This is a genomic window from Streptomyces sp. NPDC006624 (assembly GCF_040611555.1).
Lineage (GTDB): Bacteria > Actinomycetota > Actinomycetes > Streptomycetales > Streptomycetaceae > Streptomyces.
Genome location: NZ_JBEXOM010000002.1, coordinates 451,371 through 477,145, shown reverse-complemented (window position 1 = coordinate 477,145; position 25,775 = coordinate 451,371). Strand labels below are relative to the sequence as shown.

Sequence of the window (25,775 nt, the reverse complement as noted above, 5' to 3'; positions counted from 1 at the left end):
GGTGGTGCGCAGGCCGGTGGCGTGGGTCGTGGCGGTGGTGCTGTTCGCCGAGGCGTTCGGCATCGCGGCGCTGAACTGGTTCCTGGGGGTCGTCGTCGACCGGCAGGACATGTCGCTGGCCGGGCTCGACCCGCACATGATGTCCGCGTCGTCGAAGATCGGCGGGATCGTCTTCGGCCTCTACTTCGCGCTGTGCGGCCTGGTCGCCCTGCTGGTGGCGCTGCGGGACCGGTCGCCGGCCGGCCTGGGGCGCGTGGTCCTGATCAGCGCGGCGGTCGTGCACGCGCTGCTGGGCGCCTTCACCTGGGGACTCGTCGGCTGGCCGGCGTTCCTGTTCATGGTGCTGGTGTTCGCCCTGATCGTGCTGCTGCTGATGACCTACGACCGTCCGGCCGAGCCCGCCGACGCCGGCCCCGGCGACGGCGGGTCCCCGGTCACCCCTGGGCCGGCGCCCACAACTCCGTGATGCCGACGCCCAGTTCCGCGAGCAGGCGGCGGACCAGGGGCAGGCTGATGCCGATGACGTTGCCGTGGTCGCCGTCGATGCCGTCGATGAACGGGCCCGAGCGGCCGTCCAGCGTGAAGGCCCCGGCGACGTAGAGGGGCTCGCCCGAGGCGACGTAGGCGGCGATCTCCTCGTCCGTGGGCTCGCCGAAGTGGACGACGGTGGACGCGGTGGCGGAGACGTAGCGGCCGGTGAGCGTGTCGTAGACGCAGTGGCCGGTCTGCAGGGTGCCGGCGCGGCCGCGCATCGCCTTCCAGCGGGCGGTGGCCTCCTCGGCGTCCGCGGGCTTGCCGAGGGCCCGGCCGTCCAGGTCGAGCACGGAGTCGCAGCCGATCACGAGCGCGCCCTTGGCCGCGGGCCGGGCCGCCACGACGGATGCCTTCGCCTCGGCCAGCGCGAGCGCCAGCTCGGCGGGGGTCGGGGCGGTGACGGCGTCCTCGTCGACGCCGCTCACGATCACCTCGGGTTCGAGACCGGCCTGGCGGAGCAGGCCGAGCCGGGCGGGGGACTGGGAGGCGAGGACGAGTCGCCTGCGGCGCTGAGCGGTCATGCCGTCAGGTTAGTCACCCGGACGGGGTCGGCTCACCTCACGCCGATCACGAGCATCGTCAGCACCATGGCCAGGGCCAGGAGAACGCTCAGCCGCCGCAGCATGCCCTGCATGTCGCGCAGTTCCTCGGGCGGTTCGTTCTCGGGGTCGGACCACAGCATGCCTTCCATGGTCGGACGGGGGGTGGGGTGGCGCCTGAGTACGGGTACTCAACTTGTCCCCAGGGCCACCCCCGCCGCTCACCCCGGCCAGTAGGTGCGGCCCCATGCCGTCGGCCCCGGCTGGGGCACGCGGTGGGCGGCGATGCGGGACGGGTCGGACCAGGAGTCGCGGGGGGCCGGCGCGCCGGGCGGGACCGCTGCCGCCGCCGCGGCGCGCGCCCTGACCACCGCCAGGGCGGCGGCCAGCTCCTCCGGGGTCGGGTTGCCCCGTACGACCTTGATCGTCATGTGGGCTCCTGGTGGCTAGAGGGGGATGTTGCCGTGCTTCTTCGGAGGCAGGGATTCCCGCTTCGTGCGCAGCTGACGCAGACCCCGTACGACGTGCCGGCGGGTCTCGGACGGCAGGATCACGGCGTCGACGTAGCCGCGCTCGGCCGCGACGTAGGGGTTGAGGAGGGTGTCCTCGTACTCCTGGATCAGCCGGGCCCGGACGGCTTCGAGGTCCTCGCCGTTCGCCTCGGCCTCCGCGAGGGTGCGGCGGTGCAGGATGTTGACCGCGCCCTGGGCGCCCATCACGGCGATCTGGGCGGTGGGCCAGGCCAGGTTGAGGTCGGCGCCGAGGTGCTTGGAGCCCATGACGTCGTAGGCGCCGCCGAAGGCCTTGCGCGTAATGACCGTGATCAGCGGGACGGTCGCCTCGGCGTAGGCGTAGATCAGCTTGGCGCCGCGGCGGATGATGCCGTCGTGCTCCTGGTCGACGCCGGGCAGGAAGCCGGGGACGTCGACGAAGGTGAGCACCGGGACGTTGAACGCGTCGCAGGTCCGCACGAAGCGGGCCGCCTTCTCGCTGGCCTTGATGTCCAGGCAGCCGGCGAACTGCATCGGCTGGTTGGCGACGATGCCGACCGGGCGGCCCTCGACCCGGCCGAAGCCGGTGACGATGTTCGGCGCGTACAGCGGCTGCGTCTCGAAGAACTCGGCGTCGTCCAGGACGTGCTCGATCACCGCGTGCATGTCGTACGGCTGGTTCGCGCTGTCCGGGACGATCGTGTCCAGCTCGCGGTCCTCGTCCGTGACCTCCAGGTCCGCCTCCTCGGGGAAGGCCGGCGGCTCGGAGAGGTTGTTGGACGGCAGGTACGACAGCAGCTGCTTGACGTACTCGATGGCGTCCTTCTCGTCCCCGGCCATGTGGTGGGCCACACCGGAGGTCGCGTTGTGGGTGCGGGCGCCGCCCAGCTCCTCGAAGCCGACGTCCTCGCCGGTGACGGTCTTGATGACGTCGGGGCCGGTGATGAACATGTGCGAGGTCTGGTCGACCATCACCGTGAAGTCGGTGATCGCGGGCGAGTAGACCGCGCCGCCCGCGCAGGGCCCGACGACCAGGCTGATCTGCGGGATGACGCCGGAGGCATGGGTGTTGCGGCGGAAGATCTCGCCGTAGGCGCCGAGCGAGGCGACGCCCTCCTGGATGCGGGCGCCGCCGGAGTCGTTGATGCCGATGACCGGGCAGCCGGTCTTCAGCGCGAAGTCCATGACCTTGACGATCTTCTGCCCGTAGACCTCGCCGAGGGCACCGCCGAAGACGGTGAAGTCCTGCGAGAACACCGCGACCGGACGGCCGTCGACCGTGCCGTAGCCGGTGACCACGCCGTCGCCGTAGGGGCGGTTCTTGTCGAGGCCGAAGTTGGTGGAGCGGTGCCGGGCGAACTCGTCGAGCTCCACGAACGAGCCCTCGTCGAGCAGGAGCTCGATCCGCTCACGGGCCGTCAGCTTGCCCTTGGCGTGCTGCTTCTCGACGGCGCGTGCGGAGCCGGCGTGCGTCGCTTCCTCGATGCGGCGCTTCAGATCCGCGAGTTTGCCCGCGGTCGTGTGAATGTCAGGCTGCTGCTGCTCTTCCGGCTCGGACATCGGGATGCGGCTCCCTGCCTGCTCAAAAGGGGGGACGGTTACTCATCCGTAGAGTAGTGGTGGCCCTCCACATCGGCAGTGCGGCGTTTACCACACCTAGGGTGGCTTGCATGACGCCGCGAGATGCATCAGAGCCGCACGGAAGCCGTTGGTCGGACCTCGACCGTCCGCCCCTCAATGTCACCGCCCTGCGCCGGGGCCTGGTGCGGGAGGGAGGGCTGTGGTCCGAGGTGGAAGTGGTGCAGCGCACCGGCTCCACCAACTCCGACCTCGTGGCCCGGGCGGCGAAGGGCGAGGCCGCCGAGGGTGCGGTGCTGGTCGCCGAGGAGCAGACGTCCGGGCGCGGGCGCCTGGACCGCAGCTGGACCGCCCCGCCCCGGTCCGGCCTCTTCTTCTCCGTGCTGCTCACGCCGGGCGAGGTCCCCGTGGAGCGCTGGGGATGGCTGCCGCTGCTCACGGGGGTCGCGGTGGCGACGGGCCTGTCCCGGGCGGCGGGTGTCGACACGGCCCTGAAGTGGCCGAACGACCTGCTGGTCACCGTGGGCGGCGAGGAGCGCAAGGCGGGCGGGATCCTCGCCGAGCGGGCCGGTGACGGCGGGGTGGTGATCGGGGTCGGCATCAACGTGTCCCTGCGGGCGGACGAGCTGCCGGTGCCGACGGCGGGGTCGCTGCTGCTCGCCGAGGCGGTCAGCACGGACCGCGACCCGCTGCTCCGGGGCGTGCTGCGCTCCCTGGAGGAGTGGTACGGGAAGTGGCGCGCGGCGGGGGGAGACCCGGGGGTGAGCGGGCTGCAGGCGGCCTACGCGGCCGGGTGCGCGACGCTCGGGAGGGACGTGCGGGCCGAGCTGCCGGGGAACCGGGCCGTCGTGGGCGAAGCGGTGGCCCTGGACGGGGACGGCCGGCTGGTGCTGGCCACGCGGGAGGGCGTGCAGGAGCCTGTCGGCGCCGGGGACATCGTGCACCTGCGCCCGGCCTGACGCCGAGGCCGGGCCCCGGGGCACCCCCCCGCACGAAGAACTCGGGGGAGGCGCGCCTGCCCGTGGCCGAGCGGCCGAGCGGTCGATCAGCCGCATCCAGCCCGTCCGGCGAGCGAGGACGAGGCCGTACAGGCCGATCGGGGCCCAGGGGGCGGAGCCCCTGGGGGCGGTGGGAGACGCCGGGCACCACCCGACGCCGGGCGCCCCACCCCCGGCCCAACCTGACGGAGTGAGCTGGCGCACACCTGCCGTAGAGTTGAGGCCGGTCGATACATGACCGTGACAGATCGGAAGGGCAGCACGCGTGACCGTCGACGACTCGGGCTCCGGCACGGACGCGCAGGGCGCCGACCCCGGCGAGGATCCGCTCGCCCTGCGGCTGGAACAACTCATTCTGGGCGCCGAGCGCCGCTACACCCCGTTCCAGGCGGCCCGCAGCGCCGGTGTCTCCATGGAACTGGCCTCCCGCTTCTGGCGGGCGATGGGCTTCGCCGACATCGGGCAGGCCAAGGCCCTCACCGAGGCGGACGTCCTGGCCCTGCGGCGGCTCGCCGGCCTCGTCGAGGCGGGGCTGCTGAGCGAGGCGATGGCCGTGCAGGTGGCCCGGTCCACCGGGCAGACCACCGCCCGGCTCGCCGAGTGGCAGATCGACTCCTTCCTGGAGGGCCTGACCGAGCCGCCCGAGCCGGGCATGACCCGCACCGAGGTGACGTATCCGATCGTCGAGCTGCTCCTGCCCGAGCTGGAGGAGTTCCTGGTCTACGTCTGGCGCCGCCAGCTCGCCGCCTCGGCCGGGCGGGTCGTGCAGGCCGCGGACGACGAGGAGATGGTCGACCGGCGGCTCGCGGTCGGCTTCGCCGACCTGGTCGGCTTCACCCGGCTGACCCGCCGGATGGAGGAGGAGGAGCTCGGCGAGCTGGTCGAGGCCTTCGAGACCACGGCCGCCGACCTGGTCGCCGCCAACGGCGGACGGCTGATCAAGACGCTCGGCGACGAGGTGCTGTACGCCGCCGACGACGCGGGCACGGCCGCCGAGATCGCCCTTCGGCTGATCGAGACCATGGCGCACGACGAGACGATGCCGGAGCTGCGCGTCGGCATGGCGTTCGGCACGGTCACCACCCGAATGGGTGATGTCTTCGGTACGACCGTGAACCTGGCGTCCCGGCTCACCTCGATAGCTCCGAAGGACGCCGTCCTGGTCGACACCGCCTTCGCCGAGGAGCTGATCCGCACGCAGGACGCCCCGGCGTCCGAGGCGGAGGCGGCCGAGGAGGCCGCGGCGGCGGAGAAGGAGGGCGAGGAGCCGCCGGTGTACCGGTTCGGGCTGCAGCCGATGTGGCAGCGGCCGGTCCGCGGGTTGGGCGTCGTGGAGCCCTGGCTGCTCACACGGCGGGACGGCACGCCCTAACCGGCCGCCGACGCACCGCGCCCGTCGTGCCCCCCGTCAGTGCTGCCCGACCGGGGAGTCCACGCACAGGCCGATGACCGGCACGCACAGGTCTGTCTCGTGCGGCTCCTCCGGGTCCCCGGGACGGGGGGTCGGTGCGGGGGCGGTCCGGCTCGGCGGCGCGGGGCGGGCCGGGGCCGGGGTGCTGCGCCGGGGCGGTGGCGGGGTGTCCGCCCTGCCGGGCGGGGTCGTGGTGCCGGGCGCGGTCGCCGTCGTGGGCTTCGGCAGGTCGCGGGGGACGGTGGCCGCGGTGGGGGCGGTGTCCGAAGGGGCGGGCCGGACCTTGCGGATCACCGGGGAAGGGACGAGGCCGACCGCGGCGCTGGGGGACGAAGGGTTCGCCCCGGGGGCCGTGGGGAAGGTCGCGGCCGTGTTCGAGGTGCCGTCCGTGCCGGTGACGACAGGGCCGGGGTGGCGCCCGGCCTCGAGGGTGCCGGTGCCGTCGTCGGTGGCGGGGCCCGCGGTCAGGCGCAGCAGGCCCAGGAGGCCCGCGGCGAGGGCGAGGCCGCCGGCAGCGAGCAGGATCCTGCGGCGGCGGGGCTTGCGGTGGCGGCCGCGGAGGCGGTGGGTGAGGGGGCCGGGCCGCGCGGGGGCCGGTTTGCGGGGCGCGGCCCGGTCCGGCCGGCGGGGCGCCGGGTTACCGGTGTGCCGGTGTGGACGGGCCGGCCTGTTCGTCGTCATCACGGTCCTCCCCGCTGCGCATGCGCCCCCTGTGCGCCGTGGTGGACGCACGCTATGCGCTCCCCTGGGCGGTTTGGGGCGGAGTCGGGGTGATGTCACTCGAACGGGTGGGCGGGGGTGGTGCGGGAACCGGACGCGTCCGGTCTTTCGTGGGCGGGGTGCGGCTGCGATGATCGGGGAGTCGACTTGTTAACCCGCGTTAACCGGAGGGTGTCATGAGTGAGGAACGGTTCGGGGAGTTCGTGCTGGTGCGGCGGCACGAGCAGGGGCATGTGGCGGAGCTCGTCCTGGACCGGCCCAAGGCCATGAACGCGGTGTCGACCGAGATGGCGCGCTCCCTCTCCGGGGCCTGCGCGGCGCTGGGGGAGGACCGGGACGTGCGCGTGGTCGTCCTGACCTCGACCCACGAGCGTGCGTTCTGCGTGGGGGCGGACCTGAAGGAGCGGAACGCGTTCACCGACGCGGATCTGCGGCGCCAGCGCCCGGTGACGCGCGGGGCGTACACCGGCGTGCTGGAGCTGCCGGTCCCGGCGATCGCCGCGGTGCACGGCTTCGCCCTCGGGGGCGGGTTCGAGCTGGCCCTGGCCTGCGACGTGATCGTGGCGGACCGCACGGCCGTGGTGGGGCTGCCGGAGGTGTCGGTCGGCGTGATCCCCGGCGGCGGGGGGACGCAGCTGCTGCCGCGGCGGGTGGGGGCGGCCCGGGCCGCCGAGCTGATCTTCTCGGCGCGCCGGGTGGAGGCCGAGGAGGCGGGCCGGCTGGGCCTGGTCGACGAGGTCGTCGAGGAGGGACGCGACCGGGAGGCGGCCCTGGAGCTGGCCGCGCGGATCGCCGGGAACTCACCGGTCGGGCTGCGGGCGGCGAAGCGGGCGCTGCGGCTGGGGCAGGGGCTGGACCTGCGGGCCGGGCTGGAGGTGGAGGACGCGGCGTGGCGCACGACGGCGTTCTCCGGGGACCGGGCGGAAGGCGTGGCGGCGTTCAACGAGCGGCGCCGGCCGCAGTGGCCCGGCGAGTGAGCCCGGCGGCGCGACGGCGGCCGGCCGAGCGGTGACGTCAGGGCCTGTGAACGCCGCCCCGCGGGTGTGAACCCCCGGCCTCCCCGTTCGCCCCGTCAACCGGACGGTTTGGCTGAAAACTCCCTAGCCTGGGGTGATGGGTGAGGACAGGCGGCTCGCGGCCGTTGTCGCGTTGGCTCAGGGGATGGCGGCCGCGCACGGGTCGCGTGAGGCGTGGCGTGCGGCGGCCCTGGGAGCGTGCCGGGCGCTGGGCGGGAGCTTCGCCGCGCTGTCGGTGTGGGAGCGGGACCTCGGCCGGCTGAAAGTCCTCGTCAACGTGGGTGAGCTGGCCGAGGGGGAGGAGGAGTTCCCGGAGGACGAGTCCTACCCGGTGCACCAGTTCGCCGAGATCACCGAGTTCCTGCACGAGCAGTGGGCGGGGGGCGGGGAGCCCGACGCCTGGGTGGAGACCGCCGAGGGGCCCGCCGCCGGGCAGCCCGGGTACTGCCATCAGCGCGTCGCCGCCCTGCGCCGCCGGGGCCGCGGCTGCTGCGTGGTCGCGCCCATCGTGCTGCACGGCAGGGCCTGGGGCGAGCTCTACGTCGCCCGCCCGGCCGGCGAGCCCGTCTTCGCCCGGGCCGACGCCGACTTCGCCACCGTCCTGGCCTCCGTCGTCGCCGCCGGCATCGCCCAGACCGAGCGCCTGGAGGAGGCCCGGCGCCTCGCCTTCACCGACAGCCTGACGGGTCTGGCCAACCGCCGTGCCGTGGACGTACGCCTGGAACAGGCCATCGAGCGGCACCGCAGTGACGGGGCGGTCGTCAGCCTCGTGGTGTGCGACCTGAACGGGCTCAAGCGGGTCAACGACACCCACGGGCACGCCGCCGGCGACCGGCTGCTGGAGCGGTTCGGCTCGGTGCTGTCGCTGTGCGGGGCCATGCTGCCGGGCACCCTGGCCGCGCGGCTCGGCGGGGACGAGTTCTGTCTGCTCGCGGTCGGGCCGCCCGCCGACCAGGTCGTGCAGGCGGCCGACGAACTGTGCCGCCGGGCGGCCGAGTTGGAGCTCGGCGACGGCGTGGCCTGCGGGGTGGCCTCCACCGAGGACCCGATCGGGACCGTGCGCTCGGCGCGCCGGCTGTTCCGGCTCGCCGACGCCGCCCAGTACCGGGCCAAGGCCGAGCGGGCGGCCAAGCCGGTCGTCGCCGGGCGGGCCGGACCGGACGACCCCGTCGTGCGGCTCGCGGACGAGCCGTCCCGGGAGACCGACGGGGAGCGCCGGCGCTTCCGGGGCCGGCACGCGCCCTGACCCGCCGGCGGTGCCGGGGGCGGTGTGACGTATCGGTAAGGGGCGGACCGCGTCCCCAGTGGTGACATCATCGAATTCACTGCGTACGCTCCTGAATATGGATATGCACACTGTGGTGGTGGGGACAGCCGGGGTGACCGCGTCCGACGTGCTCGCCGTGGCGCGCGCCGGCGCCCGTGTCGAACTCTCCGGGGAGGCCGTGGCCGCCCTCGCCGCGGCCCGCGAGATCGTCGACGCGCTGGCGGCCAAGCCGGACCCCGTCTACGGCGTCAGCACCGGGTTCGGAGCCCTGGCGACCCGGCACATCAGCCCGGAGCTGCGCGCGCAGCTGCAGCGCAACATCGTCCGCTCGCACGCCGCCGGCATGGGACCCCGGGTCGAGCGCGAGGTCGTCCGCGCCCTGATGTTCCTGCGGCTGAAGACGGTCTGCTCCGGGCGCACCGGCGTCCGGCCCGAGGTCGCGCAGACCATGGCCGACCTGCTCAACGCCGGTATCACCCCGGTCGTGCACGAGTACGGCTCCCTCGGCTGCTCCGGCGACCTCGCCCCGCTGTCCCACTGCGCGCTCGCGCTGATGGGCGAGGGGGACGCCGAGGGCCCCGACGGCGTCGTACGCCCGGCCGCCGAACTCCTCGCCGCGCACGGCATCCAGCCGGTCGAACTGCGCGAGAAGGAGGGCCTCGCCCTGCTCAACGGCACCGACGGCATGCTCGGCATGCTGGTCATGGCCCTGGCCGACCTGGAGACCCTCTACCGCTCCGCCGACGTCACGGCCGCCCTGTCGCTGGAGGCGCTGCTCGGCACCGACCGGGTCCTCGCCCCCGAGCTGCACGCCATCCGGCCGCACCCGGGGCAGGCCGCCAGCGCCGCCAACATGCTGGCCGTGCTGAGGGGGTCCGGACTGACCGGGCATCACCAGGGCGACGCCCCGCGCGTCCAGGACGCCTACTCGGTGCGCTGCGCGCCCCAGGTCGCCGGCGCCGGGCGGGACACCCTGGCCCACGCCCGGCTGGTCGCCGACCGGGAGCTGGCGTCCGCCGTGGACAACCCCGTCGTGCTGCCGGACGGGCGCGTGGAGTCCAACGGCAACTTCCACGGGGCGCCCGTCGCCTACGTCCTCGACTTCCTCGCCATCGCCGCCGCCGACCTCGGCTCCATCGCCGAGCGGCGCACCGACCGGCTGCTCGACAAGAACCGCAGCCACGGCCTGCCGCCGTTCCTCGCCGACGACGCCGGGGTGGACTCGGGCCTGATGATCGCCCAGTACACGCAGGCCGCGCTGGTGAGCGAGCTGAAGCGGCTGGCCGTACCGGCGTCCGCCGACTCGATCCCGTCCTCCGCCATGCAGGAGGACCACGTCTCCATGGGCTGGTCGGCGGCGCGCAAGCTGCGCACGGCCGTCGACAACCTCACCCGGGTCCTCGCCGTCGAGCTGTACGCCGCCACGCGCGCGGTCCAGCTGCGCGAGGGGCTGACCCCGGCGCCCGCCACGCAGGCGGTCGTGGACGCGGTACGGGAGGCGGGAGTTCAGGGTCCGGGCCCGGACCGGTTCCTGGCGCCCGACCTGGCCGCCGCCGAGGCGTTCGTGCGGGACGGGCGGCTGCTCGCGGCGGTGGAGACGGTCACGGGGCCGCTGCGGTAGGACGGACCGCGGGACGTCCCGCGGGACGGAAGGGGCCCTGCCGTCCGGCCGGGCCCCTCGTCAAGTGCGGTCAGAGACCCAGCCGTTCCCGGCGCACGGAGTACACGACGAACCCGGCGCCCAGCGTGAGGCAGAACGTCCCGCCGATCACGTACGGCGTGCTGTCGAAGCTGCCGGTGTCGGCGAGGCGGGGCCCCGTCACGGACGCGTCGGCGGACGTGGCCGCCATCCGCGCCTGCTCCGTGACCTGCGGCGACGGACTCGCCGGGACCGTGTCTCTCACCGGGGCGTCCGACGTCGCGTTGGCGGACGGGACGAACCACAGGGCGCCCAGCAGGGACGCCGCGGCGGTGGCGGTCAGCAACGGACGGCGAGCGGATGACACGGAATATCGATCCCCTTGAGACGTCGGCGAATTGGCCGTGTGGGGCGATGTTAGTGAAAGGCGCGGGTCACGGGAAAGTCACAGGAGGCACTGGCCGTACGCTCCCGCCATGAGCACAGCTGAGACATCACGTTTTGTACGGCTTCGCGTGGAGCTCGTTCTCGAGGTCGAGGACGCCGACGCGGTGACCAAGGCCGCGCTGACCCGGATCGCCGGCGACACCGGGATGCCGGAGACGGAACGGGCGCACGCCGAGGGCGCTGTGACGGAAGACACCGCGGAGGCCCTCGCGTATCTGGTGGATCCGTTCGACCTGGTCAGCGAGGTCCCGGGAGTGGAGCTGCACCAGGCCTCCTGGAGCAGCGAGCGGATCGACTACGACCCCGACGCACCGGAGTGGGACCTCGACGAGGATGATGGCGAGGACGACAGCGACGGCTGACCGGCCCGGAAGAGAATTCCTGGCCCCGGGCGGCAACCGCCGCCCGGGTTTTCGCGTCTCAAGCCACGCACCGACCACATGAGCCTCGCCCGTCCCGTCCGACGTGGACGTGGTGATCCCCACACCTGCGCCACCTGGGGAACCGCACGGCCCGGTCGTAGCGTTGAAAGTTCTCGACGAGGACTCACGGGTCCCGGCGGGGGCACTTGGATTTCGACGGGGACACCCGGGGTTTTGGGGATCGGCAACGATGGAGAAGCGTGTGATGACGGTCAGTAAGCGGCGCAGGGGCCTCACGGTCGCGTCCGCACTGCTCGGCGGGGTTCTGGTGCTCTCGGCGTGCTCCGGCGGTGACGACAGCGCCTCCGGCGGCGACGGCGGCGACAGCTCCCAGTCGAAGGTCGACGAGGCCGCGGCCAAGAAGACCTCCGAGGCCCAGATCAAGATCACACCCGAGGACGGTTCGGACAACGCCTCGATCAACAACTCCGCGACCGTCACCGTGAGCAAGGGCACGCTCACGTCCGTGAAGATGACCACCTCCGACGGCACTGAGGTCAGCGGCCAGATATCCGCCGACAAGACCAGCTGGAAGCCCAGCTCGCAGCTGGAGCGCTCGACCAGGTACAAGCTCGCCGCCGAGGCCAAGGACGCCGACGGCCGCGTCGCCCACGAGAACGCGTCGTTCACGACGGTCTCCCCGGCCAACAGCTTCATCGGCACCTTCACCCCGGACGACGGCACCACCGTGGGCGTCGGCATGCCGGTCTCGGTCAACTTCGACAAGGCGATCACCAACAAGGCCGAGGTCCAGAAGGGCATCGAGGTCAGCACGACCAGCGGCCAGGAGGTCGCCTGCCACTGGTTCAGCGCCAACCGCATGGACTGCCGTCCCGAGGACTACTGGCAGGAGGGCTCCACCGTCACGCTGAAGCTGGAGCTCGACGGTGTCGAGGGCGCCGAGGGCGTCTACGGCGTCCAGCAGAAGACGGTCACCTTCAAGATCGGCCGCAACCAGGTCTCGTACGTCGACGCGAAGACCAAGCAGATGAAGGTCACGCAGGACGGCAAGGTCGTCCGGACCATCCCGATCTCCGCCGGTGCTCCCGAGAACAAGACCTACGAGGGCCGCATGGTGATCTCCGAGAAGTTCAAGGAGACCCGGATGAACGGCGCGACCGTGGGCTTCACGGACGACGACGGCAAGGGCGAGTACGACATCAAGGACGTGCCGCACGCCATGCGCCTGTCCACCTCCGGCACGTTCATCCACGGCAACTACTGGGGCGCCAAGTCCATCTTCGGCAGTGTGAACACCAGCCACGGCTGTGTCGGCCTGCAGGACACCAAGGGCGCGAACGACCCCAACACGCCGGGCGCGTGGTTCTTCAACAACTCGATGGTCGGTGACGTGGTGGTCGTCGAGAACACCGGCGACAAGACCATCGCACCGGACAACGGCCTCAACGGCTGGAACATGAACTGGGCCGACTGGAAGGCCGGCTCGGCGGTCTGACGGCCCGCCGGCCCCGCTGACGAAGGCCGCCGCCCACCCCTCGCCGAGGGGTGGGCGGCGGCCTTCGTGCTTCTTCTCATCCAGCTCTTATGCGCGGCTCAAGCGATCGTCACGGACCGTCCCTAGCTTGCCGCCATGTTCTTCACCTACTTGAGGCGCGAGTTGCGCCGCCGCAGAAAGGCGGCCCTCGTCGTCGCCTCCGGACTGGCGCTGGGCATCGCGCTGGTCATCGTCGTCACCTCCGTGTCCGCCGGCATGAGCAGGGCGCAGGACAAGGTCCTGCAGTCGCTGTACGGGCTGGGCACGGACATGACCGTCACCAAGGCCGCGGAGCCGGCCGCGAGCGGCTCCGAGCGGCCGCGCTTCCGCTTCGACGCCCAGGACGACGACTCCGAAGGCGAGCAGAGCAGCGACCGGGTCATGGTGCAGGGCCTGCAGACGCTGCCGAGCTCGACCGTGGGCGAGGTGCGGGCGCAGAGCGGCGTGGCCGGCGCGGTGGGCGGTCTGAGCCTGCAGGTCGTCAAGGTGAGCGGCGAGTTCACCCGCGGTCAGTTCCGGCAGGACGAGAGCGGGACGCCCGGCGGGGGCCGCGGCGGCGTACAGCCCTCCCCGCAGGGCCGGGTCGAGGGCGGCGGCGCCGACTTCGACGTCAACAGCTACTCCGTCTACGGCACCGACGTCACCGAGCCGGACCTCGGCCCGCTGACGTCCTCCAGGATCACCGCCGGCCGCGCCTTCGCAGCCGGCGACGCCGACGCCGCGGTCGCCGTGGCGGACGCGGCGTACGCCAAGGAGAAGAAGCTGAAGACCGGCTCCACGGTCGCGATCAAGGGCACCGACTTCGAGGTCGTCGGCATCGCCACGCCCGACAGCGGCGACGCGGCGGCCAACCTGTACATCCCGCTGAAGCGGGCGCAGACCCTGGCCGGCGCGAAGGACGAGGTCACCACCGTCTACGTCCAGGCGACGGACTCGCAGCGCATCGCCGCCGTCAAGGCGCAGATCCAGCGCGACGTCCCGGACACCACCGTCACCACGTCGGCCGACCTCGCCGACACCGTCTCCGGGTCCCTGTCCACGGCCTCCTCCCTCGCCGCGCGCGTCGGCACCTGGCTGTCCGCCGTGGTGCTCGTGGCCGCGTTCCTGGTCGCGGGCCTGCTCACGTCGTCGGCGGTGTCCCGGCGGGTGCGCGAGTTCGGCACGCTCAAGGCCCTGGGCTGGAGGTCGGGCCGGGTCACCGGGCAGGTGGTGGGCGAGGCGTTCGTCAACGGCCTGGTGGGCGGAGCGCTGGGTATCGCGCTGGGCCTGGCGGGCGCGTACGCGGTGACGGCCGTGAGTCCCACGCTGCAGGCGCAACTGGGCGGCGGGGGAGGGGCCGGCGGCGGCTTCGGCGGCTTCGCGGGCGGCCCGGGCCGTCAGACGGCGGCCAGGACCCTCGAGGTCGCCCTCACCGCGCCGGTCAGCCCGACGACCATCGCCCTGGCGGTGGCCCTGGCCGTGGCGGGCGGTCTGACCGCCGGTGCCTTCGGCGGCTGGCGGGCCTCGCGGCTCCGCCCGGCGGACGCGCTGCGCCGCGTCGAATGACGCCCCGACGGGGGCGCGGGGACCGCGCGACCGGCCCCCGGCGGCCCGACCCGACAAGCCATCGACAGGAGCCCACCGCATGTACGAACTCAGAGCCGTCACCAAGCACTACAGCCGGTCCAAGGACACCGTCCAGGCCCTCGACGGCATCGACCTCACCATCCCGGACGGCGACCGGCTGGTCATCCAGGGCCCGACCGGCGGCGGCAAGTCGACCCTGCTGCAGATGCTCGGCGGGCTGGACCGCCCCACCTCGGGCGAGATCGTCCTGGACGGCACCGACCTCGCCGCCCTGCCGGAAGCACGGCTCACCCGCGTGCGCAGCGAGAGCATCGGCTTCGTCTTCCAGTCCTTCAACCTGATCCCGACGCTCACCGCGCAGGAGAACGTCGAGACCGCCCTCGTCCCGCTGGGCGTCCGGCCGGGGCAGCGCCGCGAACAGGCCGCCGAGGCACTGAAGTCGGTCGGCCTCGGCGAACGTCTCGCGCATCTGCCCGGCGAGATGTCAGGCGGTCAGCAGCAGCGCGTGGCCATCGCGCGGGCGCTCGTGAAGCAGCCGAAGGTCCTGCTCGCCGACGAACCCACCGGAAACCTCGACGAGTCGACGCGCGACGAGATCATGGACGTCCTCATCCGCATGTGGGAAGAGCTCGGTCTCACCTTCGTGATGGTCACCCATGACTCGGCCCTCGCCGGCAAGGCACCGCGCGTGGCGACCATCCGCAAGGGACGTATCACTGTCAAGGAGAACACGCGTGCGTAACTTCCGTGCTGTGTAACGGAGTTCCGGCAACTGTGTAACAGCGGGCCGACGGATTCCCCGCCCTGCCCCCTTCCCTTGAGCGCCTGATCACCCCTCGGCATACTGCGTGTTCCGGGGGGTGTACGCGCATGCGTACGAGACCACCCCCGGCCGGGTGAACGGGGAATTCGCCCGGTACTTCTGCAAGGGGGAAACTTGCGCAGACAAGTGAAAAGGGCGTACGCGGCCACGGTCGCCACAGCGGCAGCCGTGGCCCTGGCGGCGGGCATGACCAGCCCGGCGTCGGCCGACGGCGAGCCGGGGGCCACCGCCTCCAAGCCGGCCTCGCTGACGGCCAGGCACCACATCACTCTGATCACCGGCGACCGGGTCGCCCTCGACGCCAAGGGACGCGTCGTCGGCCTGGAGCGCGCCGAGGGCCGGGACGGCATCCCGGTCCAGATCCGCAAGATCGACGGCCACACCCTCGTGATCCCCGCCGACGCGGCCCGCCTGGTCGCCACCGGCAAGCTCGACCAGCGGCTCTTCGACGTCACCGAGCTGAACAAGTCCACCACCCGCAAGGCCCAGAAGAAGGGCCTGAAGGTCATCGTCGGCTACCGGGGCAGCGCCGCCGCCGCCAAGGCGGACGTCCGGGACGCGGGCACCCTGAGCCGCTCGCTGAAGTCCCTGAACGCCGACGCGGTGCAGACCGCGCAGACCGGCACGCCCGAGCTGTGGGACGCGGTCACCGACGGCGACCGCACGGCCTCCGGCATCGCGCGCGTCTGGCTCGACGGCGTCCGCAAGGCCAGCCTCGACAAGTCCGTCCCGCAGATCGGCACGCCCAAGGCGTGGGCGGCCGGCTACGACGGCAAGGGCGTCAAGATCGCCGTCCTGGACACCGGCGTCGACGCCACGCACGACGACCTCAAGGGCCAGGTGACCGCCGCCAAGAACTTCACCGCCTCGCCCGACGCCTCCGACAAGGTCGGCCACGGCACGCACGTCGCCTCCATCGCGGCCGGCACCGGCAAGAAGTCCGGCGGGAAGTACAAGGGCGTCGCACCCGGCGCGAAGATCCTCAACGGCAAGGTCCTCAGCGACGACGGTTTCGGCAGCGACTCCGAGATCCTCGCCGGCATGGAGTGGGCCGCCGCCGAGGGCGCCGACGTGATCAACATGAGCCTGGGCGGCGGCGACACGCCCGCCATCGACCCGCTGGAAGCGGCGGTGAACAAGCTCTCCGAGGAGAAGGGCGTCCTGTTCGCCATCGCGGCCGGCAACGAGGGCCAGTTCGGCGACCAGACCGTCGGCTCCCCGGGCAGCGCCGCCGCGGCCCTGACCGTCGGCGCGGTCGACGACAAGGACCGGCTGGCCGACTTCTCCAGCCGCGGCCCCGGCATGGACGGCGCCCTCAAGCCCGACGTGACCGCGCCCGGCGTGGACATCACGGCGGCCTCCGCCAAGGGCAACCAGATAGCCGACGAGGTCGGCGAGAAGCCCGCCGGCTACATGAGCATCTCCGGTACGTCGATGGCCACCCCGCATGTCGCGGGCGCGGCGGCGATCCTCAAGCAGCAGCACCCGGAGTGGAAGTACGCCGAGCTGAAGGGCGCCCTCACCGGCTCCACCAAGGGCGGCGCGTACACGCCGTTCGAGCAGGGCTCGGGCCGCATCCAGGTCGACAAGGCCATCAAGCAGTCGGTGATCGCCGAGCCGGTCTCGGTGGGCTTCGGCGTCCAGCAGTGGCCGCACACCGACGACAAGCCGGTCACCAAGCAGCTGACGTACCGCAACCTCGGCACCGAGGACGTCACGCTGAAGCTGACGTCGACCGCCACCGGCCCGAAGGGCAAGGCCGCCCCGGCCGGCTTCTTCAAGCTCGGCGCCACCTCGGTGACGGTCCCGGCCGGCGGCAAGGCCACGGTGCCCTTCACCGTCAACACCAAGCTCGGCGGCACGGTCGACGGCGCGTACTCCTCGTACGTGACGGCGACGGGCGGCGGCCAGACGGTCCGTACCGCCGCGGCGGTGCAGCGCGAGGTCGAGTCCTACGACGTCACGCTGAAGGTCCTCGGCCGCGACGGCAAGGCGACCAGGAACTACAGCACCGACCTGAACGGCATCGCCGGCCTCGGCAAGGAGAAGTCGTTCCTGCCGTACGACGAGGACGGCACGGTCACGGTGCGCGTCCCCAAGGGCACCTACGCCCTCAACGCCAACGTCTACGTGGGCGACGACCCCGAGACGTTCGAGGGCGTCGACTGGCTGGCCCAGCCCAAGCTGAACGTCTCGAAGAACACCACCGTCACGCTGGACGCCCGCAAGGCCAAGCCGGTGGACATCACCGTCCCGGCCAAGGGCACCACGTCGGAGTTCGCCTCGGCCGACTACACCGTGAGGGCAGGGGACGACAGCTACGGCTTCGGCTGGTGGCTGGACTCCTTCGCCGACATCCGCAGCGCCCACGTCGGCCCGCAGATCACCGACGGCTCGGTGACCCAGCAGTGGGACGGCCACTGGAGCAAGGGTGCCAAGGAGGAGTACAACGTCATCGCCGGCGGGCCGGTCAAGCAGCTCGCCACCGGCTTCACCAAGCACTACAAGGCGAGCGAGCTCGCCACGGTGAAGGCCGGCCTCGGCGCCGCCACCGGCGGCAAGAAGGGCGCGGTCAACGCGGTCGGCTGGCTGCCCTGGAGCACCAGCGCCACCTCCATCGGCATCGAGCAGAGCCTGCCCGGCACCCGGACGCTGCACCTGTCCGCCCAGGGCGGCGTGGAGTGGCAGCTCGAATTCGCCCAGTACGGCGGTGCCGACGCCGACGGCTTCCCGGTCGAGGACGCCGCGTACACGCTGGGCACGCACAAGTTCGCCGCCGGCAAGTCGTACTCCCGGACCGTCAACACGGCCGTCTTCGGACCGCGCCTGGACGCCGACCTCGGCCTGTTCCGCGAGGGCAACGAGATCCACGGCTCGCTGCCGCTGTTCGCCGACGGCCAGGGCAACGTGGGCTACTCGACGTTCTCCGGGGTCACCACGACCCTGTACCGCAACGGCAAGAAGGTCGGGAGCAACGACGACCCGCTGTTCGGCGACAAGACGTTCAAGGTCCCGGCCGGTGACGCCGAGTACAAGCTGACGACGTCGGTCAAGCGCAGCGTCAAGGTCGCCGCGGCCTCCACCCGCGTCGACGCCGCCTGGACGTTCCGCTCCAAGAAGACCGCCGGCCTCAAGCAGCTGCCCGCCTCCACCGCCCGCTTCCACGCGGCCACGGGCCTGGACAGCAAGGTGCCGGCCGGCCGGAAGGCGTCCGTCCCGGTCACCGTCGAGGGCGCGGCCAAGGGCTCCAACCTGAAGTCGCTGTCGGTGTACGTGTCCTACGACTACGGCAAGACCTGGAAGAAGCTCACCGTCAAGAAGGGCAAGGTCACCGTCACGAACCCGGCGAAGGGGAAGGCCATCTCCTTCCACGCCAAGATCGCCGACAAGAAGGGCAACAAGTCGACGATCTCGATCTACAACGCGTACTACGGCAAGTAAGCCGCAGGACGGACGCGTCACGACCCGCCGGGGGCACTGCTCCCGGCGGGTCCGGCGTGTTCCGGCTCAGTCCGTGGGCGCCGACGCCCTGGTGCCGGAGCGCGTCGCGTCCGTCCCCCAGCTCGCCAGCAGGCGCAGGGCCTCGGCCGACGGGGTGCCCGGTTCCGCGTGGTACGTGGTCAGGGTCTGCTCGGCGTCGACCAGGCGGAACGTCTCGAAGTAGAGGGTCAGGTCGCCGACCAGCGGGTGGCGCAGGCGCTTGACGCCGTAGCCCTTCTCCTTCACGTCGTGCGCGGCCCACAGCTTCCGGAACCGCTCGCTCTTCACCGAGAGCTCACCGACCAGCGCCGACAGCTGCGGGTCGTCCGGGTGGCAGCCGGCGTCCATGCGCAGATAGCCGACCATGTCCTGCGCCTTCTGGTCCCACTCGACGAACAGCTCGCGGTACTCGGGCCGCAGGAACACCAGCCGCGCCCAGTTGCGCTCCGCCGCCGGCAGCTCCGCCCAGTCGCCGAAGAGGGCCGCCGCCATCCGGTTCCAGGCGAGCACGTCCGAACGGCGCCCCACGATGTACGCCGGGACGTCGTCGATCGAGTCCAGCAGATGCCGCAGCGGCGGCCGCACCTGCTGGCTGCGCGCCACCGGCTTCTTCTTGTGCTGCTTCGGCTTCGCCAGGTGCGTCAGGTGCGCGTGCTCGGCGTCGCTCAGCCGCAGGGCCCGCGCGATCGCGTCCAGGACCTCGGCCGAGACGTTGTGGCCGTTGCCCTGCTCCAGCCGTGTGTAGTACGCCACGGACACCCCGGCGAGCTGGGCCAGCTCCTCCCGGCGCAGCCCCGGCACCCGGCGCCGCCCGAAGTCGGGCAGCCCCACGTCCTCCGGCTTCAGCCGGGCACGCCGGGTGCGCAGGAACTCGCTGAGCTCGGCGCGCCGGTCCAGGCCGCCACCGGCCGTGGCTGCGGGTTCGGGCTGTTCGTCCATGCCTTCCAGTAAACCCGTTCGTACGCACACGAGCCTGACCCCGCCAGTGGTACGCACGCCGTACGTACGCAAAACGGTGGTCTGGGTGCAGGCTCGCCGTTCCGGCACGGTGGGAGGCGTGCCCGGCCGGAAGATCCAGAAGGCAGCCGGGCGCACCCCGTCGCTTAGGAGAACCCCGGCATGACCACAGTCGCCGCGTACGCCGCACCCGCTCCCAAGGCTCCCCTGGAGCGCACCACCATCGAGCGCCGCCAGGTCGGCGAGTTCGACGTCCTGATCGACATCAAGTTCGCCGGCATCTGCCACTCCGACATCCACCAGGCCCGCGAGGGCTGGGGCGAGGCGATCTTCCCGATGGTCCCCGGCCACGAGATCGCCGGTGTCGTCTCCGAGGTCGGTCCCGGCGTGACGAAGTTCGCCGTGGGCGACCGCGTGGGCGTCGGCTGCATGGTCGACTCCTGCCGCGAGTGCGACAACTGCAAGGCCGGCCGCGAGCAGTACTGCGTCAAGGGCAACATCCCGACGTACAACGGCATCGGCAAGGACGGCCGGCCCACCTACGGCGGCTACTCGGAGAAGGTCGTCGTCGACGAGAACTTCGCCGTCCGCATCCCCGACGGCCTGTCCCTGGACGTGGCCGCGCCGCTGCTGTGCGCCGGCATCACGCTCTACTCGCCGCTCAGGCGCTTCGGCGCCGGCCCCGGCAAGAAGGTCGCGATCGTCGGCCTGGGCGGCCTCGGCCACATGGGCGTCAAGATCGCGCACGCCCTCGGCGCCGAGGTGACCGTGCTGTCGCAGTCCCTGCGCAAGCAGGAGGACGGCCTGCGGCTGGGCGCGGACCACTACTACGCCACCAGCGACCCCAAGACCTTCGAGGAACTGGCCGGCACCTTCGACCTGATCGTCTCGACGGTCTCGGCCCCGCTGGACTTCGGCGCCTACCTGTCGCTGCTGCGGACCGAGGGCACGCTGGCCAACGTCGGCGCCCCCGAGGAGCCCATCTCCCTGAACCTCTTCTCGGTGATCGGCGGCGGCAAGTCGCTCGCCGGCTCCATGATCGGCGGTATCGCGGAGACCCAGGAGATGCTGGACTTCTGCGCCGAGCACGGCCTCGGCGCCGAGATCGAGGTGATCCGCGGCGAGCAGATCAACGAGGCGTACGAGCGGGTGCTCGCCAGTGACGTGCGCTACCGCTTCGTCATCGACACGGCCACGATCTGAGACCGGACGGTCCGGCACACGCGAGGGCCCCGGCGCACCCGCGCCGGGGCCCTCGCGGCGTTCGTGATGCGCGAGGGCGGGCGCGCGGGGTACACAGGGGGAGTGCACCAGGGGGTTCACCGGTACATCAGGGGAGGCCCACCATGACCGTGCAGCTGAACCACACGATCGTCGCCGCCCGCGACAAGCGCGCCTCGGCCCGGTTCCTCGCCGACCTCCTGGGCCTCGAGGTGAGTCCGCCCTACGGCCCCTTCCTCCCGGTCGAGATCCCCAACGGCGTCACGCTGGACTACATGGACAGCCCCGGCGCGATCACGCCGCAGCACTACGCCTTCCTGGTCACGGAGGAGGAGTTCGACGAGATCTTCGGCCGCATCCGGGCGGCCGGGCTGACGTACTGGGCGGACCCCTTCCACAGCCGCCCCGGAGAGATCAACCACCACGACGGCGGCCGCGGCGCGTACTTCGACGACCCCGACGGCCACCGCCTGGAGATCATCACCCGCCCGTACGGAAGCGGCGGCTGACCAGCACGCACCCGGGCACGCGGCGCCCTGCCGCCCTGCCGCCCTGCCGCCCGGCCGCCCGGCCGCGGGCGGCGTCGCGTTCACCCTGGCCGAGGTGATGGGGAAGCCGCTGCCGGTGTCCCGGTCACCCGACCCGACCGGCCCGCGCAGGCACGACCTCGCGCCCCTGGCCCGTCCCTGACTCGGCCCGCGCGGCGGGCGCCTCGGGTCAGGTCCGGCCGAAGGTCCACACGGCCCGGGGGCCGGGGCCGACGACGAGGTCCGACGTGCCGAGCCGCTCCACGTGCCGGTACGGCACCGGCCCGTTCAGCGACATCTCCACCTGCCGCAGACCGACCCGGTCGAGGGGCACGGCGTCGAACCGGAGCGTGGTGCCGCCGCCCTTCGCGACGACGCCCCCGCCCGGCACGGACCGCACGGCGAACCCGCCGGCCTCCAGCAGCGGCACGGTGTTGGCCAGGTCCCGGGCGGTCACCGCGAGCCGGACACCGGTCACGTCCCGCATCGAACGGTCCCGGTAGCCGTCGGGCAGATAGCGCTCACGGCCCACGTCACCGGGGTGTGCGGCGGGCTCGGTGCCGCTCCGCGGGTCGGCGAAGTACTCCGGCCGGTACTCCATGCCCCACGCCCCGAACAGGTCGTAGCGGTCGGTGGTGAAGACGGCGTCGAACCACGGCACCGGGACGCCGTCGCCGAAGTCGCGGGTCTGCTGGAACTCCACCGGGTCCTCGCTGCCCTGTTCGCGCAGCCGGGCGGTCACCGTCGCGAGGTCGCCCGCCCGTTCCGTGGAGACGCCCAGGCCGCCGGCGCCGAGGGTGCCGTCCTTGCCGGGCAGGTCGCCGGTGCCGAACAGTTCGAGGTAGGTCTCGCGGCCCATGAGGTAGCGGCCGGTCCAGGTCTGTCCGCCGGACCCGGTCGTGGTGCGGACCTGGAAGTTCGCGAACTCCCTGAGGTACGCGGAGTGCTCGATCGCGTCGGCGGTCTCCCGGTCGAGCACGCCGTAGGCGTGGTTGTAGTGCAGCAACTGCCGTCCGCCGCCGCCGTCGTCGGCATGTGCGGCGCCCTGGACCGCCCCCGCGAGAGCCAGGGCCATGACCATGATCACCTGTAACGCCCGTCTGAGAACCATGCGGGCAGCGTAGGCGGGGAGGAACGGGTTCCGCCGGGCATTCCCGGCCCCCGGGGTCACTCCTTGGACAGCGGCGGGCTCTGGCCGGGAGCCGGGGGCGGGGTGCCCTGCTCGGGCTCGCGGCCGCCCTGGTCCATCCGGAACGGCGGGTACTGGTCGGTCATCAGCGCGGCGTAGGCGGTGACCCGCGCGATCCAGCGGGCGAGACCGATCAGGAAGTCGAACAGGTGCCGCGGGTAGCGGGCGGTGAACAGCAGGATGACCACCGCGACCAGCGACAGGAAGGGGAGCAGCCCGCCTCCTCCCCAGCCCTCGTTCTCCTCCTCGCCCCAGCCCCAGCCCCCGACGAGGATCCCGACGACGATGTACTGCGGGATCGCCAGCAGCCACCACTTCACCAGGACCAGACCGCGCGACAGCCGCTCGGGGTAGGCGACGTCGAAGCGCGCCGGGTAGTCCGGCACGTCGGCGAGGGTGAAGGGCGGGTAGCGGTCGGTGCCGAGCGCGGTGTGGGCGTAGTAGCCGACGCGCCAGTTCCACCGCAGCACGCCGACGTTGAAGTCGAACAGCGACCGGGGGTACCGGGCGGTGAACAGGATGGCGAAGAAGGCGATCACGGTCACGACGGTGAAGGCGATGAAGAGGAAGAACAGCACGATGTAGTGCGGGATGGCGAGCAGCCACTTCACCAGCCACATCCATCGGGACAGCCGGGGATCGACGTACGCCTCCAGGCGCACGGGCGACGCGGTGACAGGAACCATCCGGGGAACTCCTCTCGCGCACCCCCTCACCCCCACGGCCCGTCCAGGCTCACACGCCCGGGGGTGCGCCGCGAGCCCGGTTCGTCCGTTCGCGGGGGGCCGAGTGCCGCCCGCTCACGCCCGCACCGGCCGCCGCAGCAGATAGCCGGCGGCCGCCGAGACCAGCACCCCCATGCACGCGATGAACACCAGCGCCGCCCCCTCCAGGCCGATCGGCTCCGTGAGCACGCCGACGCCGATCACCGGCACGGAGATGCCCGTGTAGGCCACCAAGAACAGCGTCGAGATCACCGCCGCGCGCCGGTCCGCGGGAGACGCCCGCGCCACCGCCGACAGCGCCCCGCGGAACGACAGCCCCTGCCCGGTCCCGCCGACCAGGGCGCTCAGCACCACCAGCGCCGGCAGCTCCCCGTACAGGGCACCCGCGAGCAGCAGCAGCCCGCCGAGCAGCCCGGCGCAGCCCACCGGCAGCGACCGGGCCGCCCCCAGCCGGCCGGCCATGAGCTGCCCGGCGGTCGAGGAGAAGAAGGCCAGGGCGACGATCAGCCCGTTCACGGCGTGGTCGTGCACGTCCAGCGACTCGGCGAGGAACGCCGGGCTGACCGCCGTGAACACCCCCAGCAGCGCGAACCCCACGAACGCGGCCGTCGCCGCCGGACCGAACACCGCCCGCACCGGCGCGGGCAGGGCGGGCCGCCGGGGCCGCACCGAGCGCAGCGGCCGCGGCTCCCGCACGGTCTCCGGCAGCTGCAGCAGGACCGCGGCCGAGACGGCCACCAAGGCCAGGTGCACGGCGAAGGGCAGGTGCAGCGGCCAGGGCGCGTACTGCGCGAGCACCCCGGCGAGCAGCGGGCCGCAGCCCAGTCCGCCCATGTTGGCGGCCGTCGCGACGAAGGTGGCCCGCGAGGAGCCGCCCCGGGGCGCCAGCTCCAGGACGTAGGCGGTGGCGGCGCCCGTGAACAGGCCGACGGAGACCCCCGACAGCAGCCGCCCCGCGTAGAGCCAGGCCAGGCCGGTCGCGCTCAGGAAGCAGACGGCGCTGGCCGCCGCGAAGCCCAGGCCCCACAGCAGCACCGGGCGCCGGCCCACGGCGTCCGAGGCGTTGCCCGCCAGCAGCAGCACGCCGATGACCGCGAAGGCGTACATGGCGTAGACGACGGTGACGGTCAGCTCGGAGAAGTGCAGTTTCTCCTGGTAGAGGGGGTAGAGCGGGGTGGGCAGCGTGGTGCCGGCCATGCACACGGCGAACACGGCTCCCGCGAGCAGGCACCGGCGCCACCCGGGGTGATCACCGTCCATGCGCCGACCGTAACCCGCCGGCCGCCGGGCGTCCGGCGCGGCGTGCCCGGCGGGCGCGCGGCCCTGCGGAGCGCCGTGCGGCCGGGTGCCCTACGGCGCGACCGGACTGACCACATCCGGTTCGTCGGCGTCCGGGTCCGGCCCCGGCACCACCGGGTCGGCGAGCTGCTCACGCACGTAGTTCCACACCACGGCGATCAGCGCGGCGACGGGGACGGCGAGCAGGCTGCCCACGATGCCCGCGAGACTGCCGCCCAGCGTCACGGCCAGCAGCACCACGGCCGCGTGCAGACCCAGACCGCGGCTCTGGATCATGGGCTGGAAGACGTTGCCCTCGAGCTGCTGCACCACCACGATGATCGCCAGCACGATCAGCGCGTCGGTGAGGCCGTTGGAGACGAGCGCGATGAGCACCGCGACGAAGCCGGCGAACAGGGCGCCGACGATCGGCACGAAAGCGGAGACGAACGTCAGCACCGCCAGGGGCAGCACCAGCGGAACACCGAGGACCCACAGGCCGATCCCGATCAGGACGGCGTCGAGCAGCCCGACCGCCGCCTGCGACCGCACGAACGAGCCCAGCGTCTCCCAGCCGCGGGCGAACACCGTCGGGACGTCGGTGGCCAGCCGGCCCGGCAGCTGACGGGCGAGCCACGGCAGGAACCGCGGCCCGTCCTTGAGGAAGAAGAACATCAGGAAGAGCGCCAGCACGGCGGTGACGACCCCGTTCACCACGGTGCTCACCCCCGTGACGACGGCGCCCACCATGCTGCCGAGGCCCTCCTGCGCCTTGGCGACCGCGCTGTCGAAGGCCCGGTCGATCTGGGCGTCCCCGATGTTCAGCGGCGGTCCGGCGGCCCACTCGCGCAGCCGCTGGATGCCCTCGACGACCCCGTCGGACAGCTCACCCGACTGAGAGGCCACGGGCACGGCGATCAACGCCACGACCCCCGCGGCGACCAGCAGGAACACCACGGTCACCACCGAGGCGGCCAGCGCCGGCGGCCACCCGCGCCGCCGCAGCACGTTCGCCGCGGGCCAGGTCAGCGTGGTCAGCAGCAACCCGACCACGAGCGGCCACACCACCGACCACATCCGGCCCAGCAGCCACAGCGCCACGGCTGACATGGCGATGATCAGCAGCAGCTCGGCGGACACCCGCGCGGAGGTCCGCAGCGCGTCCCGGGTCTTCGTGGAACTCAAGGGGGCAGTCACCCAGGCACCCTACGGCCACTCCGACTCTTCCCGGTAGCGCCGACGACCTCACCCGCCCCGCCGCACCTGCGGGCCGCGCCGCACGGGACGGGATCCCCGTCCGCACGGGCCACCCCGTCCGCCCCGCCCGTGCACCCCGCCGCGTGACGGTCGTGCCGGCGGACGTCCCCCGCCGGGCCGGACCCCGCGCGACCGCACGGCGAGGCGGCCGGGCGACGCGGCACGTCCCGGCAGCCGCGCCCGTCAGGGGGAACG

Annotated in this window: 24 protein-coding genes; 13 read left to right on the top strand and 11 right to left on the bottom strand. The window is 72.7% G+C overall.

Going from position 1 to position 25,775, the window contains the following annotated elements; genetic code table 11:
* The first annotated feature begins 1 nt into the window (after position 1).
* The gene (locus ABZY20_RS05825; RefSeq protein WP_356437425.1) at positions 2 to 466 is read left to right on the top strand and encodes a hypothetical protein; all 465 of its coding nucleotides are present in this window, start codon (positions 2 to 4) and stop codon (positions 464 to 466) included.
* On the opposite strand, the gene ABZY20_RS05820 is transcribed toward ABZY20_RS05825, so the two are convergent.
* The 4 genes from ABZY20_RS05820 to ABZY20_RS05805 all read right to left on the bottom strand — a co-directional run bounded on the left by ABZY20_RS05820 (position 435) and on the right by ABZY20_RS05805 (position 3,124).
* A complete protein-coding gene (locus ABZY20_RS05820; protein WP_356437074.1) occupies positions 435 to 1,055 on the bottom strand; it encodes a nucleoside triphosphate pyrophosphatase in 621 nt (206 codons plus the stop codon). The genes ABZY20_RS05825 and ABZY20_RS05820 overlap by 32 nt on opposite strands.
* Before the next feature lie 32 nt (positions 1,056 to 1,087).
* Positions 1,088 to 1,216: a hypothetical protein gene (locus tag ABZY20_RS05815; RefSeq protein ID WP_356437071.1), complete on the bottom strand. Its 129-nt coding sequence runs from the start codon at positions 1,214 to 1,216 to the stop codon at positions 1,088 to 1,090.
* 78 nt (positions 1,217 to 1,294) lie between these two features.
* A complete protein-coding gene (locus tag ABZY20_RS05810) occupies positions 1,295 to 1,504 on the bottom strand; it encodes an acyl-CoA carboxylase epsilon subunit (RefSeq protein ID WP_356437068.1) in 210 nt (69 codons plus the stop codon).
* 15 nt (positions 1,505 to 1,519) lie between these two features.
* Entirely contained in the window at positions 1,520 to 3,124 is a 1,605-nt protein-coding gene (locus ABZY20_RS05805) for an acyl-CoA carboxylase subunit beta (protein ID WP_356437065.1), read from the bottom strand.
* A gap of 110 nt (positions 3,125 to 3,234) precedes the next feature.
* Between ABZY20_RS05805 and ABZY20_RS05800 the strand changes: the two genes are divergently transcribed.
* Both ABZY20_RS05800 and ABZY20_RS05795 read left to right on the top strand, forming a co-directional pair.
* Entirely contained in the window at positions 3,235 to 4,101 is an 867-nt protein-coding gene (locus ABZY20_RS05800) for a biotin--[acetyl-CoA-carboxylase] ligase (RefSeq protein WP_356437063.1), read from the top strand.
* A gap of 304 nt (positions 4,102 to 4,405) precedes the next feature.
* The gene (locus ABZY20_RS05795) at positions 4,406 to 5,512 is read left to right on the top strand and encodes an adenylate/guanylate cyclase domain-containing protein (RefSeq protein WP_356437061.1); all 1,107 of its coding nucleotides are present in this window, start codon (positions 4,406 to 4,408) and stop codon (positions 5,510 to 5,512) included.
* Positions 5,513 to 5,548: 36 nt separating this feature from the next.
* On the opposite strand, the gene ABZY20_RS05790 is transcribed toward ABZY20_RS05795, so the two are convergent.
* Positions 5,549 to 6,232, bottom strand: coding sequence for a hypothetical protein (locus tag ABZY20_RS05790; RefSeq protein WP_356437059.1), 684 nt, complete (start codon positions 6,230 to 6,232; stop codon positions 5,549 to 5,551).
* Positions 6,233 to 6,447: 215 nt separating this feature from the next.
* Between ABZY20_RS05790 and ABZY20_RS05785 the strand changes: the two genes are divergently transcribed.
* From ABZY20_RS05785 to hutH, 3 genes are all read left to right on the top strand, one after another.
* Complete coding sequence (locus tag ABZY20_RS05785; protein WP_356437057.1) at positions 6,448 to 7,248, top strand: enoyl-CoA hydratase-related protein; 801 nt, start codon at positions 6,448 to 6,450, stop codon at positions 7,246 to 7,248.
* Positions 7,249 to 7,384: 136 nt separating this feature from the next.
* Positions 7,385 to 8,533 carry a sensor domain-containing diguanylate cyclase gene (locus tag ABZY20_RS05780; RefSeq protein WP_356437054.1) on the top strand — a complete coding sequence of 383 codons (1,149 nt, stop codon included), beginning with the start codon at positions 7,385 to 7,387 and terminating at the stop codon, positions 8,531 to 8,533.
* 103 nt (positions 8,534 to 8,636) lie between these two features.
* The gene (gene hutH / locus ABZY20_RS05775) at positions 8,637 to 10,175 is read left to right on the top strand and encodes a histidine ammonia-lyase (RefSeq protein ID WP_356437422.1); all 1,539 of its coding nucleotides are present in this window, start codon (positions 8,637 to 8,639) and stop codon (positions 10,173 to 10,175) included.
* 70 nt (positions 10,176 to 10,245) lie between these two features.
* On the opposite strand, the gene ABZY20_RS05770 is transcribed toward hutH, so the two are convergent.
* Positions 10,246 to 10,560, bottom strand: a complete 315-nt coding sequence (locus tag ABZY20_RS05770; protein ID WP_356437052.1) for a hypothetical protein — start codon at positions 10,558 to 10,560, stop codon at positions 10,246 to 10,248.
* Positions 10,561 to 10,669: 109 nt separating this feature from the next.
* Here ABZY20_RS05770 and ABZY20_RS05765 point away from each other — a divergent pair, with 109 nt between their 5' ends.
* The 5 genes from ABZY20_RS05765 (at position 10,670) to ABZY20_RS05745 (ending at position 18,387) form a co-directional block, all read left to right on the top strand.
* Positions 10,670 to 11,002: a hypothetical protein gene (locus tag ABZY20_RS05765; protein ID WP_356437049.1), complete on the top strand. Its 333-nt coding sequence runs from the start codon at positions 10,670 to 10,672 to the stop codon at positions 11,000 to 11,002.
* Positions 11,003 to 11,267: 265 nt separating this feature from the next.
* Positions 11,268 to 12,518 (top strand): Ig-like domain-containing protein, encoded by a 1,251-nt coding sequence (locus ABZY20_RS05760; RefSeq protein WP_356437046.1) that lies wholly within the window; start codon positions 11,268 to 11,270, stop codon positions 12,516 to 12,518.
* Positions 12,519 to 12,653: 135 nt separating this feature from the next.
* Entirely contained in the window at positions 12,654 to 14,102 is a 1,449-nt protein-coding gene (locus ABZY20_RS05755; protein WP_356437043.1) for an ABC transporter permease, read from the top strand.
* A gap of 79 nt (positions 14,103 to 14,181) precedes the next feature.
* Complete coding sequence (locus ABZY20_RS05750; RefSeq protein WP_356437040.1) at positions 14,182 to 14,865, top strand: ABC transporter ATP-binding protein; 684 nt, start codon at positions 14,182 to 14,184, stop codon at positions 14,863 to 14,865.
* Positions 14,866 to 15,132: 267 nt separating this feature from the next.
* Positions 15,133 to 18,387, top strand: a complete 3,255-nt coding sequence (locus tag ABZY20_RS05745) for a S8 family serine peptidase (protein WP_356437419.1) — start codon at positions 15,133 to 15,135, stop codon at positions 18,385 to 18,387.
* A gap of 66 nt (positions 18,388 to 18,453) precedes the next feature.
* Here ABZY20_RS05745 and ABZY20_RS05740 read toward each other — a convergent pair whose 3' ends face one another.
* Positions 18,454 to 19,365, bottom strand: coding sequence for a helix-turn-helix transcriptional regulator (locus ABZY20_RS05740; RefSeq protein WP_356437037.1), 912 nt, complete (start codon positions 19,363 to 19,365; stop codon positions 18,454 to 18,456).
* A 180-nt stretch (positions 19,366 to 19,545) separates the two neighbouring features.
* Here ABZY20_RS05740 and ABZY20_RS05735 point away from each other — a divergent pair, with 180 nt between their 5' ends.
* Together ABZY20_RS05735 and ABZY20_RS05730 are read left to right on the top strand one after the other, a co-directional pair.
* Positions 19,546 to 20,586, top strand: coding sequence for an NAD(P)-dependent alcohol dehydrogenase (locus ABZY20_RS05735; RefSeq protein ID WP_356437034.1), 1,041 nt, complete (start codon positions 19,546 to 19,548; stop codon positions 20,584 to 20,586).
* Between the two features lie 143 nt (positions 20,587 to 20,729).
* Entirely contained in the window at positions 20,730 to 21,113 is a 384-nt protein-coding gene (locus ABZY20_RS05730) for a VOC family protein (RefSeq protein WP_356437031.1), read from the top strand.
* A gap of 208 nt (positions 21,114 to 21,321) precedes the next feature.
* Here the strand turns inward: ABZY20_RS05730 and ABZY20_RS05725 are convergent, their stop codons facing one another.
* The 4 genes from ABZY20_RS05725 to ABZY20_RS05710 all read right to left on the bottom strand — a co-directional run bounded on the left by ABZY20_RS05725 (position 21,322) and on the right by ABZY20_RS05710 (position 25,520).
* Positions 21,322 to 22,218 carry a DUF5829 family protein gene (locus ABZY20_RS05725; RefSeq protein WP_356437416.1) on the bottom strand — a complete coding sequence of 299 codons (897 nt, stop codon included), beginning with the start codon at positions 22,216 to 22,218 and terminating at the stop codon, positions 21,322 to 21,324.
* An 80-nt stretch (positions 22,219 to 22,298) separates the two neighbouring features.
* A complete protein-coding gene (locus ABZY20_RS05720) occupies positions 22,299 to 23,006 on the bottom strand; it encodes a DUF4389 domain-containing protein (protein WP_356437028.1) in 708 nt (235 codons plus the stop codon).
* A 114-nt stretch (positions 23,007 to 23,120) separates the two neighbouring features.
* A complete protein-coding gene (locus tag ABZY20_RS05715; protein WP_356437025.1) occupies positions 23,121 to 24,305 on the bottom strand; it encodes an MFS transporter in 1,185 nt (394 codons plus the stop codon).
* A 90-nt stretch (positions 24,306 to 24,395) separates the two neighbouring features.
* Complete coding sequence (locus ABZY20_RS05710; protein ID WP_356437023.1) at positions 24,396 to 25,520, bottom strand: AI-2E family transporter; 1,125 nt, start codon at positions 25,518 to 25,520, stop codon at positions 24,396 to 24,398.
* Positions 25,521 to 25,775 lie beyond the last annotated feature (255 nt).